Source organism: Thermoproteus sp. CP80, assembly GCF_002077075.2.
Taxonomy (GTDB): domain Archaea; phylum Thermoproteota; class Thermoprotei; order Thermoproteales; family Thermoproteaceae; genus Thermoproteus.
In genome coordinates this window covers 18,570-38,287 of record NZ_LCWM02000015.1, presented here as the reverse complement: position 1 = coordinate 38,287, position 19,718 = coordinate 18,570, and the positions used below count along the sequence as shown (strand labels likewise).

The window sequence follows — 19,718 nt, the reverse complement described above, 5'->3', positions numbered from 1 at the left end:
CCTGTACCGTTCATCCCGTCCATATTCGCGCTGGGCGTCGTCCTATCCCTCCTGGTGGCTCTGGCGGGCGCCCTCATGCCTGTGTATAGAGCCGTGACGCTGAGGCCTCTGGAGATATTGAGATGAGCGAGGCGGTATATCTGGAGGGCGTCCACAAGATATACAGAACGGCCGCCGGCGAGGTGCACGCGTTGAGGGGCGTGACGCTCAAAATACCGAGCGCCACGGCGACGGTCCTCATAGGCCCCTCGGGCTCCGGCAAGACCACTCTGCTGAACATAATGTCGACCTTGGACAGGCCGACCAGCGGGACCGTCGTGGTCCTGGGGACCGACGTGACGAACCTCGACGAGAGGAGGCTGGAGCGGTTCAGGCTCCTAAAGATAGGCTATCTATTCCAGTCCTACAACCTGGTTCCGTACCTCACGGCGCTGCAGAACGTGATGTTGCCCATGCTTGCCGCGGGCATGCCGAGAGATCTGGCCAAGGCCAAGGCAAAACTTCTGCTGAGGCTGGTGGGGCTTGAGGACTCCGCCGAGAGGTACCCCATCCAGCTGTCGGGAGGCATGCAACAACGCGCGGCGCTGGCGCGCGCTCTGGCCAACAGCCCCGAGCTTTTGATCCTCGACGAGCCCACCTCCAACGTCGATCTGGAGAGCGCCTCCGCCATACTCAGCCTGATCCTGGCCCTAAACAAGGCGTGGAGGACCACCGTCATCATAGCCACGCACGATCCCGACGTCGCGGCGATAGCCGACAAGGTCTACACGGTTAGAGGCGGATACGTGGTGGACGGCGAGATCCCCAAAGGCGAGATAAGGATCGACTTGGAGAGGGCAAAAGAGATATATGAAAAGATAAGAGCAATAGACTCCACGTGGAGATAGCTAAAGCCCTGCCGTTGCTCATGCTGGCCTCCGTGGCGTGGGCCATAGAGCCCACTTTGATAATATCTACAAGCGCCGCGTATAGCGGCGCTATATCCACTACATATCAATATCAGTACTTCGTCGTCAACAACTCCTCGAAGCCCATGGAGTACTTGGGCCGCGTTGTGCCTCCCTTCAGCGCCTCGGTCATCTACGCCTCGGTTAATGGATCCTACCCTCCTCCTTTGGTTATCTTCTATAATGTAACATATATTAATGCATCATTTATAAACAATATATTATATTGTTCAAACAATACATTAATTAAAATAAACTTTATAATAAAAAACTATATGCCTTTCGGCGTACCTGTGACAGTCTTGGTTCAGAGGCCGTCCGGCGTCGAGATAATAAGCGATACGCCGCCCTCCGGGGTTGAGAACATAGGGGGCGCGACCGTATACCAGTGGACCTTCCTGGTCAGCAACGAGAGGGCGTTCTCGATCTCCTATAGGGTTGCGAACTTCGGCGATTTCGGCGCCGTCGATCTCCCCTCCGTTGAGATAATATCGGACATAGATCTCGGCGGATATATAGAGCAGGCCAACAGCTCAATAAATATATTAAATAATACATATAATTATTTAAATAATTTAACATATGCTGTTAATATATTTAATGATTTAATATATAATGTTACCAATAATCTAAATAACTTAGTCTATGTACTGAATCTGAGCTCCGCCGCGTTTAGGGAAGGGGCCAGAGGCTTGAACGCATCGCAATACGCCGTAAAGGCCCTCAACTCGCAACTGGACGCCATGTCGGCGTCTCTTCTCGGCGTGGCGTCCACCCTAAATAGATCGCTCCTGCTCGTGCAGTACGAATATGCGTACCTAACCACGCTTTCGAACGCGTTGGAGACCCAGGCGATGGCGATAAGAGCCTACGAGAGCTCCCTCTCGACCTCCGTGCAGGCCCTCGACTCCATAGAGGGAAATCTATATGTTATTTATTCCAATCTACAAAACACCGAATATTCTATTAATAGAATATATTTGAATCTTATTGATATAAAACAAAAAATAAATGAGATAAATTCGAACAATACGTTGGTAGAAAACGCGACAAGGGAGCTTAGTCGGGAGCTGGACTACGCGATAGGTCTGATCCAGGGCCTGCGGTCCGCGGTGAATTCCGCCGAGGCCTCCGTGGGCGCCCTTATCGGCATAGTCTCCGCGACAAGAGGCACCCTGGCGTCTATCGGCGGCCAGCTGGGCCAGGTGGAGGGCGTGTTGAACCAAACGGCGGCGGCCACCAGGCAGAACGCCACAGCCATGTTGAACGAGGTGCCGCCGATAATAATAAACGCGTCTAGGTCTCTGGCGGGCATAGCCGGCAATCTATCCGCGGCGGCGAGCCAGATAGGCCGGCTCACGGCGCCTATCAACAACGGCGTGTCCTACCTGATCTCGGCCTCGGACTCCTTGAGGCACGGCGCAAGCCAGATCAAGGCCCTCTCCACGGCGTTGGAGGGAGAGCTCCCCTACCTCGGCCTGGTGAGCTCCATAGTATCTAACTATAGATATAATATTACAAAGACAATAGAAAGATATAAATATTTTAGTTCTATTGCCGAAACATATAAAAAAATATATGGAACAGGGCTGGTGAGATATGAATTCACTCTGACGCTGCCCACGGCGGTCAACCCGACCTCCTTCGCCCTCAGCCTGACCACCTCCACCACCACGGCCCGCAGGTCGGACAACGCATCCCCTGCGCTAGTTGCGGCCATCGCGGGGATCCTGGCGGCCTTCTCGACGGCCTACCTAAAACTGAGGCGCTAGGACTTGCCCTTGACGGACATATACCGGGCGTATATGGAGCATCCGGACCCCCCGTTGTTGCAGTACTTCTCCAGCTGCGCTCTGCTCATACGCCACTCCTCGGGGGGGATCAATATGCACCGGGGCCCGTCGGCGGTGGGTCTGTACATGGGGCAGCGCATGGCTTTAAATCCGGAGGGGATTAAAGCCTTGTGAGCTGCCAGAAGGTAGAGGAGTATGTGGCCGGCAGGGGGTTCAGGATAGTGGAGCGCAAGTCCGACCTCGTATATGCGGCTCTCGGCGACCTCTATGTATCGTTCTGGTGCCCGGAGAAGAGCCACATATTCGACGCAGATCCGCTGGAGCTGGCCGACTACCTGAAGCTGTTCAATTCCGACGCCCTTGTGGTGGTGGCCTACAGGCCCTACCTCGTGATAGACGAGCTCCAGAGCGTCGCCGACAGGATCAACAGGTGGTACGGGAGAGATCTCGGCGTCAAGCTTATCGGCGTCAACGCGGCGGACGCCGAGGAGGGCTTGGAGGAGGCCGTCGGGCGCGCCATGGCCTTCAGGCCGTTTAAGATAGGCCGGGGTCTGGGCGACGGCGATCTGTGTCCCAATTGCGCCAAGGCGCGGATGCGGATATACGCGTCCGAGAGGGTCTTCTCGGCGAAATATAGGTCGCTGGTCAGCTACGTCGTGATGGGCTGCCCCTCGTGCGGGCTCAGGATCTTGAGGATAGAGCTCACCTGAGCGGTCTCGGGTCGGGATCCAGGGCGCGGACCGCCTGCATCAACAGCGCCGGCAGATCGGCCTTCGTCGCCCTCATCTTGACGGTGGTCACCGACGCGCCCCTATGGCCTCCCCCGCTCCCTCCCAGAAGCTCGCCCATCCTCGCCGCCACCTCGCCGACGTCGACCCTATGGGATCTATACACGAGCCTCACCTCGCCGCCGTGGCGGGACGCCGCGATGGCCACGTCGCATCCGGCGGAGACCAGCATGGCGGCTACGTCGGACTCGTAGGCGTCCACATGCGTGGCGCAGACTATCCCCACCTTGGTCTCGTATACCGCGAGGCGCGCCAGCGCCTTCGCCTTAGCCATCTTGAGGGCCCGATCCTCCTCCTGCTGGGCTATATACCTCTCAAGCGGGCCTATCTCCGAGATCGCGGCGGAGATGGCGGCCAGAGTCCTCCCGTCCGCTCTCGACAGCCTAGCCGTATCCGCGTAGATGCCCAGAGCCGCCGCTATTAACGACTCCCGCCTCGGCTTCACGCCGGCCTCCAGCGCCAGCTCCAGCGCCATCTCGCTACAGCTGGGCCTCTCCTCCCTTACGCCGGGCAACGCGTCGCCGACCGCATGGTGGTCGAAGACCGCCAGCGGTATGTCCACAGGGGGGACCTGCGCCAGAGAGGCCACGTCGACCAGTATCGCCATCTCCGCGTCGGTCGGCATCTCCTCGGAACATCTGGCGTAGGGCCTCGCGTCCTTGGCCACGCCGTCGGGACACACCACGACGGGCTCGCGGCCCAGGCCCTCCAGGACGTCGCGGAGCACCAGGGCGCAGCCTAAGGCGTCGAGATCCGCATGTCTGTGGGTAACTACGGCGATCCTACGCCGATCCCCCAATACGCCTAAGAGCCTCTTTAAGTACATGTCTCCTGTCTCCGCCGGGCTGTATCTTCCCCTCCTTTATTAAATCCGCGACCGCTACTCCGAGCTCCGCTGCCCTATCGACGACCTCCCTCAGCCTCTCCTCCTCGACGAGGGCGCTCGCGCCGGCGTCCACCGACACCTCCACGGAGCGGCCGTCGAACGCCACCTCGATCTCGGCCTCCAGAAAGTCCTCGCCAAGCTCCCTAGATATGTACTCGTACACCACCTCGGAGATGAGCTCGGCTACGTCAACCTCCTCCCTTTGCGGCCGCGCCTGTTTGTTGCTTCTCTCCACCTCCCCTAATCCGCGCCAGCTCCTTATTAATGTCGTCCCGCAGTTTGTCCAGCTGCTCCCTCAACATGGACTCCTGCCTCGAGAGCGTCTTTATGTGGAGCTCGAGGAGCTCCTTCCTTTCCTTCAGCTCTTGAAGCGCAACGTCCCTGCTGGTCTGAAGCAGGAAGTTCCCCACAGACTTGTAGATCTTGGCGTCCTGCGGCAACTTCTCTATCTCGCCCATAGCCTTCTCCACGTCCCGCAGCTCCGCCTCGTAGTTCTGCTTTCTCAGCAAGACGCTCTGCAGCTGGCTCTGCGCCTGCTGGAGCCTATTCACCAAGTCCTGAAGCGACGGCGGGAGTTGAGCCATATGGATGAGGTCGGCCCCCCTTTAATACTTTTCCCATAACATTCAATTATCGGCCCCATGCGGCTCCCTGCAAAGGACGGAAGGCCTGCCCCCTAGGGCGGGGGTCGGGCGCATTGGGCCCTCCAGGCATCTGGGACAGCCCTAGGGCGGGGCTTTCGCGGTCGCCGTAGGCATGGCCGCCGCCCGTATCACGCCCGCTAGAGCTCCTCCACGCCCTCGATCACGTAGAGGGCCCTCAGGATCGTGTTGGCCAGACTCCTGGCGCTGGCGACGTCCGCCGCATATCCCACCACCTCGAGCCAATCCCCCTCGACAAATACCTTGATCTTTCCTCTACGGAATACCACCTCTTTTTCCAATGATTTAAAGGTTTCTTCGACAATTTTATCTTTTTTAATTTTAACAGATATTTTATACATATTTAATCTTTATTCCCTTAACTTTAATAACAAGGCCCCGCGGCCCCAGATCCCTTCCGTCGATAAGCTCCAGGGAGTAGCCCCCCGGCTTCCCCCTGATTAAGAGCAGCGTGTCGTAGCGGCCTCTGACCTCCTCCAGATCTATCGAGTAAAACAGAGGGTATCTGAAGATCTCCAGGAACACGTCCGCCAGCTCGCTCGCCGTGTAGTCGACGATGGCCGCGCGCCGGGCCTTGGGCTTTCTGGCCACATATACCTGGAGATCCTCCCGCATCTTCACGCCGGATATGGGGATGGAGTAGGGGAGCCAGCGGCGCCTCGCCACGTCTATGAACTCCAGGGAGGCGGGGTTGCCCCGTCGGGATCTGACTAGCGCGATATAGTCGGCGCGCCTGGCGACGGCCTCCTCCAGCAGAGCCCGATACGACCGCTTCCCCCTGACTATCTTCTCCACGCCGGGCAACGCGGTCGAGAGCTCGTTGAGGAATTCGTTGATTTTTTTCGAGTAGAATCTGGAGGTGGTCGCCAGTATTTTCGCCGCTAGCTGGGCTCCTGCGAGGCCCCCCTCCATCTGGCTTTCTGTATCTCCACTTGTTTAAGCTCCTCGGGCGTCAGAGTTCTGCCGAGTATGGTCTGCGGGATCCAGGCGCCGCCCGCGAAGGTGAAGCCGCATTTGGGGCATTGCCAGATGCCGAAGGCGAGCCGCCTCAGCCTCACCAGCGACCTGCAGTTGGGACAGCGGTGGAGGCCCCTCTGCTTGACCTCAACGGCGGTTATCTTCCTCCTGATGCCCATGCCGTACCGGGCGCCGTACCTCCCGGCAGGCCCCACCACCTTGGTGTGGCTAAACGGCATGCGCCACAATGATCTGGGCTATATAAAATTTCGCCAGCGCGGTAGCGGCCCTTCAGACTGGGACAACCCTCGGCGCCGTGTTCGGCGTGGCCATGCGCCTAGGGCACGCCGCCAGGCCCGCGTCCTACGCCCCGCGACGGCCCCGGCCGACCTGCTCGTCGACGCATATCTGTATTAACAAAAACGGGAGTGAGAGCCAACTCAAATAGGGGCTCAGGTAGAAGTAGGCCGAGTCGCCAGTTTGCCACTTGTCGGCTCTGTCGTGTACGTAGACGCACCTGCTGCCGTTTGCGACGGCCTTCTGTACGACGTAGTCCACCTTGTCCGGCGGCGTGTTTAGAACAATTGTACACACCCTGTCGGGCGCCGCAGAGGAGTAGTCCAGGTAGCTGAAGTTTACGTACTCCTCCAGAGGCGACTCGAACACCACTATCTTATCCGCAATGTTGAAGAACCTCGGGTCTATGTTGGTGCCGGGGTTCAGCACGACGTATTTGCCAAGGCTCTTGGCTCTGCTGTATATCGAAGAGTAGTAGCTATAGGTCTCCAGGCTCGTGGACACCTCGTCTATGAAGAAGCCGTCTACGTTGTAGAACCTTATCCACCTGTCCATCTCTGAGTATACCGTCTCCAGGCTTCTCCTTCCGTAGGAGCTGTATATGTAACCCAGCACCTTGAAGCCCCTCTGCTTAAGCCCGCTGATGACAGAGACGTATGTGGAGTCCACCGAAGAGCCGGGCCCGTCGTCCACGTTGACCACCACCCACACCTCCTTGTCTGTGTGGAGGTTGAGCAACTTCCCCCATTCCTGCTCGTAGCCGCAACACGGGTAGGAATACAGCGGCACAATGTATACTAAGGCCCTCTGCGCAGCTACCACGGCCGTCAAGGCCGCCACGGTGGCCAAAGCCGCCGCAACTAACACCACCCACAGACCTCTCACGGCCGCCGAAGCAACCTATCTATAAGTCTTTGTTGCTATGAGGCTGGCACCACGCCTCCAAGCGTTGTTGCACATAATTGGGTATGTGCCCACTGGCCTTATAATAAAATCGATATTTTAAATTGGCCTATCGGCCATTTGGAATCACACGCCGATCTCTATGGACGGCGCAACAGATCATCGTACGGAGAGACGTAACGTATCACCATGGAGAGACTCCGCCGGCCGAGGGCCGGCCGCTCGCCGCACGGGCCGGAGAGCCCGTCCAAATGCCTCACGACGAAGAGGGAGCCCCGACCGGCTGGGGCCCCCGCCCGGGAGGGTTCCCGAGTCCCATCGCCTGGCCGGAGATGAAGAGGGGATGCCTCAGACCAGGCTCTTCAGCAGAACATCCCTGAGCTTGTCCCTGATCGAGTAGGCGAGGTCCACGGCCTGCCAGAGCTCCTGCTCGGTGAAATAGCCGGCTGTCTTCTGCATGGATACGATGGAGTCCTGAGCTATGGTTATGGTTATCCGTCCATCCAGCGAGAGCTCCTCCTCGAGGTTGGGATCCACTATAATGCGGGAATCTATCTTACCTATCGAAACCGCTATCGGCGCCTTGGAGAGGTCGGACGGAAGCGCCGTCTTGTTGTTCCGATCCAGCTTAACCCCCGCCTCGTCCTTGACGGCCGACGGCAACATGGTGGACCGTAGAGCCGCCAGGGCGGCGAGATTCGCCGCGTCGACCAGATTGCCGTCGTCGTTCAGGACGTAGAGATCTACCCAGAGCACGTAGACCTTGTTCTGGTCTATCGCCAGCTTCTTGAAGTCCACGAAGCCGCTGTGGCGTATGCCGCGGTCCACCACGCGGGCGAGCTCTATGGCCGTCTCGTCCGGAGGCCCTATCTCGCTGTAGGGGGAGGCATGCGGCAGAATCTCGGCGTTCACTATCAACACGCCCTCGTCGGGCGTGTCCGGGAACGGCTGGCCCAGGCCCACCTTGACTCCCGCCACCACTCTGGTCTTCCCCAACAGCGCCTCGGCCGACCCATCCGCGGTATTGACCACGTTGGTCCTGATGGACACGTCCCTCAGCTGGTGGGGCGTCCTCCCGTCTATCCTGACGCCGGACCCCACGAGCCTCCTTATCTGGCTCTGCCTTATGTACGAGATGAAGCGCTTTCCGTAGGGGGATATGGACGCCATTATTTCGCCACCTCCTCGGCTATCTCGAAGTATTTGGCCTTAAGCGCCTCGCGGGCCTTGCCGTAGACGTACTCGGCGCCCTTTACGGCGAGCTTTACGGCCTCGGCGAATCTATCCCTGCTCCATGCGCCGTCGAGCTGCAGGAGGGTTATCCTGCCCAGGTTCGGCATATAGCCCACAGGCATGTCGCCCTCGCCGTAGTTGTCCTCCAGCCCGTTTAGGTCCAGCACGACGACGCCGTTGACCAGGCCGACGGACACGCCTATCACCAAATCCCTCATGGGCACCCCGGCATCCGCAAGCGCGAGAGACGCCGCGGTCAGCGAGGCCACCCGCGTGGATCCGTCCGCCTGGACTATCTCGACGAATACGTCTATACGGGAACGCGGGAACTGCTCAAGGAATATGGCGGGCTCAAGGGCCTCCCTCAAGACCTTGCTTATCTCGATCTCGCGACGCGACGGCGCCGGGTTCTTACGCTCATCCTTGGTGCTGAACGGCGCCATGTGGTACCTGACCCTCATGACGGCCTTATCCGGCAAGCTCAGATGTCTGGGGTGCATCTCGCGCGGGCCGTAGACGGCGGCCACGGCGGTGGTGTTGCCGTAGGACACCATGGCGGAGCCGTCTGCGTTGGAGATAACGCCGACGGAGATCCTCACGTCGCGCATCTGGTCCGGCGCCCTCCCGTCGGCCCTTCTGCCCTCTACCAGCAGAGGCACAGGCGGTTGTTTCATGGCCTAGCCGAGCCCCCACCTTTATATCTTTCAATTAACGCCCTCACTCTGTCGGTGAGACCGGCGACGTGGCTCTCCCTGTCTATTTTCTCTATCACCTGCAACAACGCGAGCTCGGCCTCGGGCCCCGGGCATTTGGCCCAGATCCTCCCGTTCTGGCCCACTATCACGTCGCAGCCCAGCTCCGAGATCGTTGATATCATGGTGCCCTTCTTCCCTATCACGCGCGGCACCTTAACCGGCGAGAGCTCGACGACCAGCCCGCTCTCTATCTTGCCCAGCCTCTCCCCCTCTCTGAGCGTCAACATCACGGGGAACTCGTCGGTCAGATCCACGTCTTTCACCGCGGCTATCACCGCGTCGCCCACGTTGAGGAGGCTTGTCAAGCTGGTCTTTTCCAGGTCTATGTATTTGGCCGTGGCCTCGTTTACCGGCAGCCACGCGGCCAGCGGCGCCCTCACGTCGACCTCCCAGCCCGACGCCAGGACGTCGGTGACGTAGCCGATCACCACGTCGCCTGGCTTGGGCCTGTAGGAGCCCTCTAGAGGCACCACCACTATCTTGTTGTCTCTGAACTCGACCAAGCCTATGGACGAAGCTCTGTACTTCCCCTCGTCGATATACACGGCGCCCTCCACGCTCTCGTCTGAGGTGGCCACCGGATCGCCGGGAAATATTACCTGTCTAGGGGATACGTACTTCATCAGTATACTATCTCCAATATTTTCACGTCGCCCTCTCCATGAGTTATATCGTTGACTCTTCCTATTATCATGTCTTGAAGACCGGCGGGCGCCTCGACGATGGCCTCCCAAGACCCGTCGCTTCTGAACTTCTCGTTGACTATCTTCGCCGACTTGCCCACAAAGCCCTTCACCTTCTGGGCGTACTGCGAGGACACGCTCAGCGCTATTCTGACCGTGGCGACCTTTATGGGAAGGACCCTCTGGAGGTCCTTCAGTATATAGTTTATCTGCTCCTCCACCGGCTTGAAGAGATCTATGGCGGCGCGCACCTGCTCCAAGGCGTTCTCCACCCTCTGGGGCGGCACGGGGGTCTTGGTCCTCACATCGATGCAGTTGCGCGATATCCACTCGACAACCTGCCTTCTCTTGTCCTCAACCATCTTGCGCCTCTGTTCGGCGGTTATCGGTATCTCCCCCTCCCTGATGATGGCCTCCGCCACCTTGTGGACGTCTGTCGTCCCAAACGCCTTCCTCAACGCCTGCTCAGAGGCCCTAAGGCCCTTGCGGGCGTCCTTGTAGATCTCTTCGTGGACCAACACCTTGTCCAAGCCTATGGACTTCCCCATCTTGAGCTCCAACGCGGCGTCGGGATCGACCAGGATCTCGAAGTGTTCGCCAGCCCGATCCAACTTCGCTATGGCAACCTTCGTCATACGAGCACCTATAAAACATGGGAAATAAAATTTATCGAGACTGGGCTGTTCAGGCTTAAATAGCGATGCGGTCGAGGGGCCGTGAGCGTCTACGTGGCCGATAGAGGCGCCGTACATATGGAGTGCGACATGGCCTACACCAAATACAGAGGCGAGGGAGGCTACTACGTGCCGTGCGAGATAGAGGGTCCTGTCTCCCTGGAGTGTCTGGCCGACGGCCTCGGCGCATCTAGAGGCATCTGTGTAGAGACGGAGCTGGTGAAGATATGTGGGAAGGAGGGGGGAGGGGGGCTCGAGGCCATTATAGACGTGGCTAGGTGCATATCCAGAGGCGTGACGCCCGGCGAGCTCGTGAAGCAGATGTTGATTATAGCCGAGCTCTGCGCCCGGAGGGCTACTACTTCTTGATCCTGGCCAGAATGGGCGCGAGCTCCTCCTTGGACATCTTCCTCATGGCCTTGCTCTTGACGTCGCCGTATGCGACCTCTATCCTGTCGACGTCAATGGACTCCATGGCTGTGCTGAGGGCCCTCAGCGCCAGCTCGACGCACTGAGGCGTATCCATCTCCTGGCTGTAGTTTTTCTCGAGGAACTCGACTATAGCTGTGGATTCGGCCCCTATCGCCGTGGCGTAGTAGCCGAGGTATACGCCGCCTGGATCGGTCTGGAAGAGCTTGGGGCCCTGCCTGTCGATGCCGGCGACCAACAGGGCCACGCCGAAGGGCCTAGCGCCCCCGAACTGGGTGTACTGCTGCTTTAAGTTGCATATGTCTTTGGTCAACACCTCGACGTCTATGGGCTCGTCGTAGAGGAATCTGTGCGTCAACGCAACCGATCTGGCGTAGTCGACGAGCACCCTTGCGTCGGCCAGCAGGCCCGACGGCGATATGGCCACGTGGTCGTCCACGATATATATCTTCTCCAGGGACGTGGGGTCGAACAACGCTGATATCTTCCTCTTCTCGGCGGCCAGCACGACTCCGGAGGAGCACTTGACGCCGACCGTCGGCCAGCCCCTCTTCACCGCCTCGCCCGCGTACTCCACCTGGTAGAGCTTCCCCTCGGGCGAGAATATGGTTATGGCTCTGTCGTAGCCTGCCATTGAGGGCGGGAACATGAAGGCCCTCTCTTTCTCCAATTTAAATATTAGCATGCGGCTACGGCCGTGCAGAGGCCTTGTCCCGTCAGGCTGATAAGGGCGACTGCCTACTGCCACTCCACCGAGGACTGCGGCAAGGTGGCCAAGGCCTTGAGGAACGTCGTGCCCGGCGAGGTGCGTATGGACCGGATAGCGGGGTATTACGGCAACGCCATAACTGCGCTGTACGCAGAGGCCGAGGGCTGCCGCGCCTCGGAGATTTTTGCCAATATAATTAAATTAATAGATGATTTAGATTTTGAGATTTTATTAAATGAATTAACTATATATAAAAACAAGTTATTTATTAGATTGAATAAACAGAAGGCTCTGCGCGGCATTCTGCGGCTCGACAGCGGCGACGACGTGATACATGTGGAGATCAGAATACCGCAGGCGTCGGCGAATAGCTTAATAGAGGAGCTGAGGAAGCTACGTGGATCCCGCCGAAATCGTCAGGAATAGCCTGAAGGACGTGGAGGGCTTGGGGGCTAGGGCCGTCCTGAACTACGTCGCGTATGAGTTCAACGTGGGAGGGCCCTCGCGCGATGTGGTCGAGGAGGCCCTCAAGATAGCCCAGAAGGAGATCAAGGAGCTCCAGAAGGTTATAAAGATCTTGCAGGAGCTGAAGGTATACGTATAGTACACGTAATCAGAGCGCCACCGAAACTATCGATTTGTACTGTATCTTGAATAGATCGGCTACGTCGGGCCTATGTATTTCCACGACTATTTGGCCCCTCGATATTTGCTCGTTAAAATAGCTTGTCAATATATCGACCAGGCCCTCGTTGAAGCAGCAATCAAAATTTTCGATGAGTAGCAGATCTGGCTTGGTCGCGACGGCCGCGGCGAACACCAACGCCGTCTTTAAGCTGCAGGGCAACCTGGAGATAGGCATCTTGGCCCCTCCGATGTGGGCCACGCCGGCCAGGACGCCCCTTTTCGCAAGCCCTACGGCGAGCTTGACTCCCTTTTTCCTGAAGGACGTCCTCAGCCTATCGTAGGCGTCTGGGTTTTCGAGAGCTAACCTGGCCAACACGCCGACCAGATTACTGCCGTCAGGTTTGAGGGAGCCCGCGGCCTTGGTCGGGTCGTGGAAGGTCCTGGGGTCTATATACGGGCCCAGGGAGGTCACCTTCAGCGAGAAGGCCTTTCTGAACTCGCCTATGAGCCTATTCACCTCCTCTATCTCCTCGTCGGCCAATATGGAGACGTGTTCGGCTACATCTATCTGGGGCATCAAGATATCTGCGTTCTTGATCGCGAGCTCGAACGGCTCCACGATCCTGCTGATGCGGGAGCCGTCCAAGGCGCCATACTCTATCGCGACCTTTCTGCCCCCTTCGTCGAATATCTGTCTATATATCTTCCCGTTTTTTTGTAAAGAAAAAATTTTATTATTTATTTTTATAGATATATTAAATTTATTATAATATATTTTTGGTATTTTCAATCCTATATTTGATAAAACTAAATATATAGAATTTATAAAGACGCTTTTACCTGAACCTACTATAAATGTCAACGGCGTCAGCTCGCCGGATATTTTACGCTCGCCTAACTGCAGCTCTATATGGTCTATCACGCGCCAGCCGTCTGGGTCAAATAATAAGGTTTCGCGCCGCGGCGGCTGCCCCGTCGCCGAAGGCCTATTGGGTAAATATTTTATTGATATTTCTATGGACTGTGTTCCCCCTGGAGCTCTTGTCGGAAAAGGTCATGCAGCCGCTTAAGGGGCTGATCGCCCACGAGCTGTCGCGCCGCGGCCTTTCGCAGAGCAAGGTGGGCCAGATACTCGGCATATCGCAGCCGGCCGTAAGCGCCTATTTGAAGCTGGACAGGGAGCACTACGAGCGGAGGCTGGCCGATGTGGGGCTATCCAAGGAGGAGGTCAACAGGCTTTTGGACGTCGTCGTCATGGCGGTGGATCAACAGAACTATCCTGAGGCCATCGAATATCTGAACAACTTTGTGTTATCTCTCCTATCTTCTCTGAGGTTTTGCGATGTGCATAGACACGCGGCGCCCTACCTAAGGAATTGCGATATATGTAAAAACATATCTATTGTAAATGAGGTTAAAAATAGAATTATAACAAGTTTTAATATGCTTAAAAGCAATAAATATGTAATAAATCTAGTTCCAAAGGTGTTGATGAATATAGTGGAGCTCGGCGGCGAGGGGCCGATCGGGTATCCCGGCCGCATCTCGGTGGTGGGAGAATCGCTGGTCACCACGTCTGAGCCCCAGCTGTGGGGTGCCAAATTTCTGGGCAAGCTTATATTAAATATAAATAATATCCATAGAAATATAAAAGCAGTTATAAATATAAGATATGATGAAAATATAATAAATTGTATTAAAAAGTATAATTACGAATATGTAATTGTAGGTCCCAGCAACACAGAGGAGGAAACCATCGAAAACATAACGGCCGCCATGCGCGTCCGTAGCTACGACGTGGTGCTGGACAGAGGCGGCGTCGGCATAGAGGCCAACGGCTACGTCTTCGGCTTCGATGCACCCGATGCCGCAGCCAAGATACTGAAAATAGCCCAATGTGGGGCGGGCGCCCAGAGGTAGAGGCCCGCGCCCGGTCCGACGCGCACCGCGCCGGGCGGAGCCGTCGTTGGGCCGCCCCCGGCGTCGGCGGCTGGCGACAAAGCTTTAAATCGCCCATATTACCCCCCACGTGGCTATTACCTATGCCTACGAGGCCCTTCCTGTAGCGGAATGGTTCAGGAGGAATAGAGAGATAGCGGGGTTCCAAAACCCCGCGAGGGCGATGTACCAGACCGTCAGGGAGCTCGTCGAGAATAGCTTCGACGCCACGGAGCCCTACGGCATATTGCCGAATATAACGGTCTCGATAAGGCCTGTGGACGAGGCCAAGGGCTGGTATTCGATATATGTAGAGGATAACGGAGTGGGGATACCCGGCCAGGAGATACCTAACGTCTTCGGCCGTGTTTTCTACAGCAGCAAGTACAAGATAAAACAGCACAGGGGCGTCTTCGGGCTCGGCCTCAAGATGGTTGTTCTATACGCCCAGAGCACCACCAACCGACCGCTTTTGGTAAGATCGGCGGCTGTTCGCTCGGACAAGATATATGAATATAGAATAATGATAGATACGACGAAAAATGAACCTATAATAGTTGACATGAAGGAATATAATAATAAATATAAATGGCACGGCACCGCCGTGAAGGTAGTCATAGAAGGCAATTGGCTAAATTCGAAGAAAAGGATAGAGGAATACCTAAGAAGAACTGCGATAATTTCCCCATATTCAGAGATATATTTCAAGGGACCCGATATGGAGATGGTATTAAAGAGGCGCACGATCAAGATGCCCACGCCGCCGAAGGAAGGCCTTCCTCACCCCAAGAGCGTCGACGTGGATACCGTGAAGCAGATGATATTGGAGAGCAAGACGGCGACTTTAGCCGAGTTTTTAGCCAAGAACTTCGACGGCGTCGGGGAAGGTCTGGCGAGGTCCTTCCTGGAGTGGGCCGCGCTCGATCCCAACAGATCCGTGGGCTCTCTCACGCAGGACGAAATAGTCCTCCTCGTCGAGAAGATGAAGGCCTACGAGGGCTGGAGGAGGCCCAGGGCAGACTGGCTCTCGCCCGCAGGTCAAGAGCTCCTAGAGGTGGGCGCGAAGTCCATCCTAGGGGCCGAGGCCGTCTTCGCCGTGACCAGGAAGCCCAGCAGCTACTCGGGGTATCCCTTCATAGTCGAAGCCGCAATAGCTTGGGGCGGCCAGATAGCGCCGGTGGACAAGCCGATTCTGTTGCGCTATGCCAACAAAATCCCGTTGCTATACGACGAGGGGGCCGACGTGGCGAGGAAGGTGGTGGACGAATTCCATTGGGACAGCTATAAGGTGAAGTTCCCTGCCCCCGTCGCCGTAATAATCCACGTCTGCTCCACGAAAATTCCCTACGCCTCGGCCGGCAAGGAGGCTATAGCGGAGATCCAAGAGATAGAGGAGGAGATGAAGCTCGCGTTGAGAGACGCCGCGAGGAAGTTAAGGATCTACCTATCCCGGAAGGAGAAAGAAATGGAGATGCTCAACAGATATACATCGCTGGCGAAATACGTGGACGAGATAGCCCGCGACATGTCCATAGTGACAGGTCTGGATAGGGAGGCGCTGGCGAACAGCCTATACAAACTGATAGAGAACAAGCTGGGCCTCACCGCGGAGGAGCTCGCCAAACACGTCCTGTCCATGAGCTCCTCGATTAAGGAGGAGGCCGAGGCGGCTCCGTAGGCCCCGGCCCTAGGCAGATAGCCGACCTAGCCCCACAGCCGCCTCTCGGCAGCAGAGCGGCGCCCCTGCCAGAGGTCGGCCCCTCGATGGCGGCCGGGACGGAGGTCCTGAGGCCCGGTCCATAAGTCGGCGCACAGAGTGCCTACAGCGGTGAGGCGACGGCACATCTGTTCACATACTGCACTATGACATCTTTATCTGCCCTCCTCTCTGAGGTGTGGGCCCTCAAGAATATATAGCATCTAGTACGAGGCGGGGCATGGGTGAGCGGGCTAGGTTTTTGAAGCAGTTGGAGGAATGGGGGGCCGAGCTGGCGAAATCCGCGTTGAGCTTGAGGGAGCCCGTGATGGAGATACCGGCCCGCACTCTAGGCAACACTGTGTGGGACGAGAGGGCGAGGATGTTGAAGCTGGGTCCCGAGAAGATACGCAGGAGGTTCCTCGACGTCAAGGAGTCCAGGAGGTTCATGCAGACCGTGTTGATGCTCAGCCTCATAGTGGAGGCCATGAGGGCCGACGTGTTCCCCACGATACGCGACCTCTACTACAACGGAAAGCACACTATAGTCTTCAAGGACCCTCTGGGCAGAGTCCATAGGGAGAATACCTGGGATGAACAAGCGGAGTCCAATGGAGTTATAGAGGACATAGAGGTAGCGACGAATATATTGAGGGAAGAGATGGGCGTCAGCGCCGACGTGAAGGGAAAGGTGGTGGGGCCCATAGTCGTCCGTTCTCAGGGCTACGAGCTCGACGCGTCTAAATTCGGCGAGACAGCCCTGAGCCTTCCCGTCAACGTCGACGCGCTGGAGATAATCAAGGTGGAGGCCTCCTACGTCTTGGTCATAGAGAAGGACGCCATCTTCCAGCGCCTAGTTAGGGAGAAGTTCTGGTCGCAGGAGAACGCCGTTTTGATAACGGCCAAGGGCATGCCCGATAGAGCAACTAGGAGATTCGTCAAAAGGCTCAACGAGGAGTACAAGTTGCCGGTCTACGTGTTGACGGACGGCGACCCCTACGGGATCTACATCTATTCGGTATATAAGAGCGGCTCTATAAAGCTCAGCTACGAGAGCGAAAGGCTGGCGACTCCCAACGCTAAATTCCTCGGGGTGGCGCCCCTAGATATAGAGAGGTACAAGATACCCGATCAATTCGTGATAAAAGCTACCGACAGAGACGTGAAGAGGGCGCAGGAGCTCCTGAAATATCCCTGGTTCCAGAACGACGTGTGGAGGAAAGAGCTAGAGTACTTCCTGAAGAGCAAGAAGAAGGTGGAGATAGAGGCCTTGTCGGCACATGGATTAAAATATCTTCACGACTATATAAAAGATAAAATCAAAAACAATAAATTTATAGATTAAATATATAATTTATATTAAAAATTATTATTAATCATATTATTTATATTGTATATATATACAGGGAGTAAGTATATGCAATAAATAGTTATATATAGCTGTTCAAGATAGCACATGGAAGGCGAAGTGCGTAGGGTACAGTTGACGGGCGGAGCCACCCTCATAGTCAGCCTGCCGAAGGAATGGGCGCGACGAACCAACTTGTCGCCAGGAGACGAGGTGCTCATAGTGCCTCAGCCGGACAACACGCTGGTCCTTATACCGCGTAAATTGGGCAAACGCACATATCTGTCCGTCGAGCTCCAGATCGGCGAGAGGGCCAGCTTGGAGGAGCTCGAGAAGATATTCATGTCGATCTATATAGCAGGGGCCGAGGTCATAACGATGAGGTTCGCCCCCGGGGCTACACAGTATAGGAAGCACCTCAAGGACTTCGTGAGGAGGAGGGTTATAGATATGGAGATAACGGAGGAGTCCAGCGACAAGCTGGTCGTCCAAGCCATGGTGGCGGCGACCGAGCTGGCCATAGGCGACGTAGCTCTGAAGATGTTGAAGCTGACGGACAACATGTTGCTCGACTTGATAAGGGGCCTGGAGGCCGACAACATGGAGCTGCTGAGGGACGTCACGGAGCGCGACGACGAGGTGGACAGGCTCTACTGGCTGGTCGAACGTCAGCTGAAGAGGGCCGCCATGTCGCGCTACATAATGCTGGAGCTGAAAGTCGAGGATCCCCGGGACTTGGTCGAATATACGATAATTGCCAAGTCCATAGAGAGAATCGCCGACCATATATGCAAAATAGCATATATAAACCAAGAGGAAAAACTGGACTTGAGAGTTGTCAGGCCGATATTGGAGAGAGCTGCGGAGCACATGGGCGCCTTGATGGACTTCTTCGGCGGAAATGTCGACGACATGAAGCTCACCGCCCTATATAGGGACCTAACGGACTGGGCCCTCAAGATGAGGAAGGAGGTGATCCTGTCCGATCCGGCCACCTCGCTGGCCAGAGATAGCGCCGTGAGGATAAATGAATACATAAGCGATATACTGGAGTCGTTGTTGCATATAAGGCTCAAGAACTTCCAGAGACTGGGCCCAGAGGCTCAACAGCAATAGAGACTATATCCTCAAAGAAGCGGTGGACTACCTCCCTATCCACTATTCTGCCTAGGGCGTAGGCTGCCTCCTCGATTAGGTCGGCCCTCCCGAGAGTACTATACGTCAGCACCAATAGGCGCGGCCTATAGGCGAAGGCCCACCTCAATATGTGGTCGATGAGCCCGTAGTCGTAGATAGCTAGGGCCTCCATATCGCTGGGCGGCTCCTCGGGCGGCAGATAGGGCGGATTGCTGACTACCAAGTCGGCTCTAGATATGGCCGAGAGCCCGTGGGCGCACAGCACGTCGTACTTTCTGCATTCGGCGCAGGCGTAGGGGTTTATGTCCACAGCTACGACGTGTCTACAGAATCTACTCAATTCACGCGTAAGTATGCACGAGCCGGCGCCCACATCAATACATATATTGAATCTATTATTTATTCTAGATAGTAAACTTAATGTGGCATAACTATCCTCCTGAGGTCTATATATAAACATGTAGCATTAAATAGATAAGTATAGGAAATATGAACATGCCAGAGAGATAGGCCAACAGCGCCGTCTCGTATTTGGAGCCCACGTCATAGGATGTCGCAGTGGATAGAGTGCCGCATGATAGTAATAACAATATAAATTTCAATGTATAAATAATATTATAATTATTTATTATAATAGAAATTGATGGATATATTAATAATGGAAATAACCCGATTATTATATTAGTTATATGGACTTTTCTACGTGTAGCAAAATAAATAGATATTAATATAGTAGTCAGTGATAAAATTGATACAAATAAAATATAATAAATGTTAGTAAAAATATAACTGTATATAACTCCTATTAATGCGGACCTGGAAATGTATATCGACGCGATCCAAATAGCCAGGAGCAACGCGGCTACGGCGTTGAGGTACGGCGACGCGAGCATGGGGACGACGAAGGGGCGTAGCCCCAGCGCCTCCAACATGGACAAGTTCTTCAGAGGGGCTATGGACGATAGGATAGAGGCCACCTTGGCCCCTTTGTCGGTCAGCTCGACGAAGCCCCCATCTCTCTTGATGAGCCCCAGCGCCTCCAGCGCGGAGATATCGAATAGAAGCGCCGACGACGAGATGCCCAGCTTATTCCTGAGCCTATTTAAACTGGTCGTGCCCTCGCTATATAGCGTGAGCAAGATCTCGCGCCGTCGGCCGTAGGCGGCCTTATATATTAAGTCCTCCACGTCGCGCAAATCCACCGAGTTTAATTAAAGATATCCGCGCGGCGGCTGTGCGGGGGCAATATTTAAAAA

General features: G+C 55.9%; 26 protein-coding genes. 10 read left to right on the top strand and 16 right to left on the bottom strand.

Annotated elements, in window-relative coordinates:
* Window positions 1-122: 122 nt before the first annotated feature.
* Window positions 123-887: an ABC transporter ATP-binding protein gene (locus tag B7L68_RS04530; RefSeq protein ID WP_081246500.1), complete on the top strand. Its 765-nt coding sequence runs from the start codon at window positions 123-125 to the stop codon at window positions 885-887.
* Window positions 878-2,719, top strand: coding sequence for a hypothetical protein (locus B7L68_RS04525; RefSeq protein ID WP_081246499.1), 1,842 nt, complete (start codon window positions 878-880; stop codon window positions 2,717-2,719). The genes B7L68_RS04530 and B7L68_RS04525 overlap by 10 nt, the downstream gene beginning before the upstream one ends.
* Here the strand turns inward: B7L68_RS04525 and B7L68_RS04520 are convergent.
* Entirely contained in the window at window positions 2,716-2,880 is a 165-nt protein-coding gene (locus tag B7L68_RS04520) for a metal-binding protein (protein ID WP_238136325.1), read from the bottom strand. The genes B7L68_RS04525 and B7L68_RS04520 overlap by 4 nt on opposite strands.
* Before the next feature lie 30 nt (window positions 2,881-2,910).
* Between B7L68_RS04520 and B7L68_RS04515 the strand changes: the two genes are divergently transcribed.
* Entirely contained in the window at window positions 2,911-3,450 is a 540-nt protein-coding gene (locus B7L68_RS04515; protein ID WP_081246497.1) for a hypothetical protein, read from the top strand.
* Here the strand turns inward: B7L68_RS04515 and B7L68_RS04510 are convergent.
* From B7L68_RS04510 to B7L68_RS04460, 11 genes are all read right to left on the bottom strand, one after another.
* Window positions 3,443-4,354: a bifunctional oligoribonuclease/PAP phosphatase NrnA gene (locus B7L68_RS04510; protein WP_081246496.1), complete on the bottom strand. Its 912-nt coding sequence runs from the start codon at window positions 4,352-4,354 to the stop codon at window positions 3,443-3,445. The genes B7L68_RS04515 and B7L68_RS04510 overlap by 8 nt on opposite strands.
* On the bottom strand, window positions 4,311-4,649 hold the full coding sequence (locus B7L68_RS04505) for a hypothetical protein (RefSeq protein ID WP_238136324.1): 339 nt from the start codon (window positions 4,647-4,649) through the stop codon (window positions 4,311-4,313). Before B7L68_RS04505 ends, B7L68_RS04510 begins: the two co-directional genes overlap by 44 nt.
* Window positions 4,603-4,998, bottom strand: a complete 396-nt coding sequence (locus B7L68_RS04500; protein WP_081246495.1) for a prefoldin subunit beta — start codon at window positions 4,996-4,998, stop codon at window positions 4,603-4,605. Before B7L68_RS04500 ends, B7L68_RS04505 begins: the two co-directional genes overlap by 47 nt.
* 197 nt (window positions 4,999-5,195) lie before the next feature.
* Window positions 5,196-5,417, bottom strand: a complete 222-nt coding sequence (locus B7L68_RS04495; protein ID WP_081246494.1) for a KEOPS complex subunit Pcc1 — start codon at window positions 5,415-5,417, stop codon at window positions 5,196-5,198.
* Window positions 5,410-5,988, bottom strand: a complete 579-nt coding sequence (locus tag B7L68_RS04490; RefSeq protein ID WP_081246493.1) for a Brix domain-containing protein — start codon at window positions 5,986-5,988, stop codon at window positions 5,410-5,412. Before B7L68_RS04490 ends, B7L68_RS04495 begins: the two co-directional genes overlap by 8 nt.
* Window positions 5,958-6,272, bottom strand: a complete 315-nt coding sequence (locus tag B7L68_RS04485; RefSeq protein WP_081246492.1) for a 50S ribosomal protein L37ae — start codon at window positions 6,270-6,272, stop codon at window positions 5,958-5,960. Before B7L68_RS04485 ends, B7L68_RS04490 begins: the two co-directional genes overlap by 31 nt.
* Window positions 6,273-6,396: 124 nt before the next feature.
* Window positions 6,397-7,215: a spherulation-specific family 4 protein gene (locus B7L68_RS04480; RefSeq protein WP_081246491.1), complete on the bottom strand. Its 819-nt coding sequence runs from the start codon at window positions 7,213-7,215 to the stop codon at window positions 6,397-6,399.
* A gap of 366 nt (window positions 7,216-7,581) precedes the next feature.
* A complete protein-coding gene (gene rrp42, locus B7L68_RS04475) occupies window positions 7,582-8,403 on the bottom strand; it encodes an exosome complex protein Rrp42 (protein ID WP_081246490.1) in 822 nt (273 codons plus the stop codon).
* Window positions 8,403-9,140, bottom strand: coding sequence for an exosome complex exonuclease Rrp41 (rrp41, locus tag B7L68_RS04470; RefSeq protein ID WP_081246489.1), 738 nt, complete (start codon window positions 9,138-9,140; stop codon window positions 8,403-8,405). Before rrp41 ends, rrp42 begins: the two co-directional genes overlap by 1 nt.
* On the bottom strand, window positions 9,137-9,844 hold the full coding sequence (rrp4, locus tag B7L68_RS04465) for an exosome complex RNA-binding protein Rrp4 (protein ID WP_081246488.1): 708 nt from the start codon (window positions 9,842-9,844) through the stop codon (window positions 9,137-9,139). Before rrp4 ends, rrp41 begins: the two co-directional genes overlap by 4 nt.
* Window positions 9,844-10,539, bottom strand: coding sequence for a ribosome assembly factor SBDS (locus B7L68_RS04460; protein WP_081246487.1), 696 nt, complete (start codon window positions 10,537-10,539; stop codon window positions 9,844-9,846). The genes rrp4 and B7L68_RS04460 overlap by 1 nt, the downstream gene beginning before the upstream one ends.
* A gap of 81 nt (window positions 10,540-10,620) precedes the next feature.
* Here B7L68_RS04460 and B7L68_RS04455 point away from each other — a divergent pair, with 81 nt between their 5' ends.
* Window positions 10,621-10,947, top strand: coding sequence for a hypothetical protein (locus B7L68_RS04455; protein WP_081246486.1), 327 nt, complete (start codon window positions 10,621-10,623; stop codon window positions 10,945-10,947).
* Here the strand turns inward: B7L68_RS04455 and psmA are convergent.
* Window positions 10,937-11,656, bottom strand: coding sequence for an archaeal proteasome endopeptidase complex subunit alpha (gene psmA / locus B7L68_RS04450; RefSeq protein ID WP_081246485.1), 720 nt, complete (start codon window positions 11,654-11,656; stop codon window positions 10,937-10,939). The two genes, B7L68_RS04455 and psmA, sit on opposite strands and share 11 nt — an antisense overlap.
* A 48-nt stretch (window positions 11,657-11,704) precedes the next feature.
* On the opposite strand from psmA, the gene B7L68_RS04445 reads away from it, so the two are divergent.
* Together B7L68_RS04445 and B7L68_RS04440 are read left to right on the top strand one after the other, a co-directional pair.
* A complete protein-coding gene (locus B7L68_RS04445) occupies window positions 11,705-12,142 on the top strand; it encodes an RNA-binding domain-containing protein (RefSeq protein WP_081246484.1) in 438 nt (145 codons plus the stop codon).
* The gene (locus B7L68_RS04440; protein WP_081246483.1) at window positions 12,114-12,320 is read left to right on the top strand and encodes a hypothetical protein; all 207 of its coding nucleotides are present in this window, start codon (window positions 12,114-12,116) and stop codon (window positions 12,318-12,320) included. Before B7L68_RS04445 ends, B7L68_RS04440 begins: the two co-directional genes overlap by 29 nt.
* Before the next feature lie 9 nt (window positions 12,321-12,329).
* Here the strand turns inward: B7L68_RS04440 and B7L68_RS04435 are convergent, their stop codons facing one another.
* A complete protein-coding gene (locus B7L68_RS04435; RefSeq protein ID WP_081246482.1) occupies window positions 12,330-13,265 on the bottom strand; it encodes a DNA-binding protein in 936 nt (311 codons plus the stop codon).
* 101 nt (window positions 13,266-13,366) lie between these two features.
* On the opposite strand from B7L68_RS04435, the gene B7L68_RS04430 reads away from it, so the two are divergent.
* The 4 genes from B7L68_RS04430 (at window position 13,367) to B7L68_RS04415 (ending at window position 18,441) form a co-directional block, all read left to right on the top strand.
* A complete protein-coding gene (locus tag B7L68_RS04430) occupies window positions 13,367-14,263 on the top strand; it encodes a thiamine-phosphate synthase family protein (RefSeq protein WP_081246481.1) in 897 nt (298 codons plus the stop codon).
* A gap of 109 nt (window positions 14,264-14,372) precedes the next feature.
* Window positions 14,373-15,959, top strand: a complete 1,587-nt coding sequence (locus B7L68_RS04425) for a DNA topoisomerase VI subunit B (RefSeq protein ID WP_081246480.1) — start codon at window positions 14,373-14,375, stop codon at window positions 15,957-15,959.
* A gap of 259 nt (window positions 15,960-16,218) precedes the next feature.
* On the top strand, window positions 16,219-17,322 hold the full coding sequence (locus B7L68_RS04420; protein ID WP_081246479.1) for a DNA topoisomerase IV subunit A: 1,104 nt from the start codon (window positions 16,219-16,221) through the stop codon (window positions 17,320-17,322).
* Between the two features lie 111 nt (window positions 17,323-17,433).
* Window positions 17,434-18,441 (top strand): phosphate uptake regulator PhoU, encoded by a 1,008-nt coding sequence (locus B7L68_RS04415; RefSeq protein WP_081246478.1) that lies wholly within the window; start codon window positions 17,434-17,436, stop codon window positions 18,439-18,441.
* On the opposite strand, the gene B7L68_RS04410 is transcribed toward B7L68_RS04415, so the two are convergent.
* Window positions 18,398-18,922 carry a methyltransferase domain-containing protein gene (locus tag B7L68_RS04410; RefSeq protein WP_081246477.1) on the bottom strand — a complete coding sequence of 175 codons (525 nt, stop codon included), beginning with the start codon at window positions 18,920-18,922 and terminating at the stop codon, window positions 18,398-18,400. The genes B7L68_RS04415 and B7L68_RS04410 overlap by 44 nt on opposite strands.
* The gene (locus tag B7L68_RS04405; RefSeq protein ID WP_238136322.1) at window positions 18,909-19,649 is read right to left on the bottom strand and encodes an ArsR family transcriptional regulator; all 741 of its coding nucleotides are present in this window, start codon (window positions 19,647-19,649) and stop codon (window positions 18,909-18,911) included. Before B7L68_RS04405 ends, B7L68_RS04410 begins: the two co-directional genes overlap by 14 nt.
* Between the last annotated feature and the right edge of the window lie 69 nt (window positions 19,650-19,718).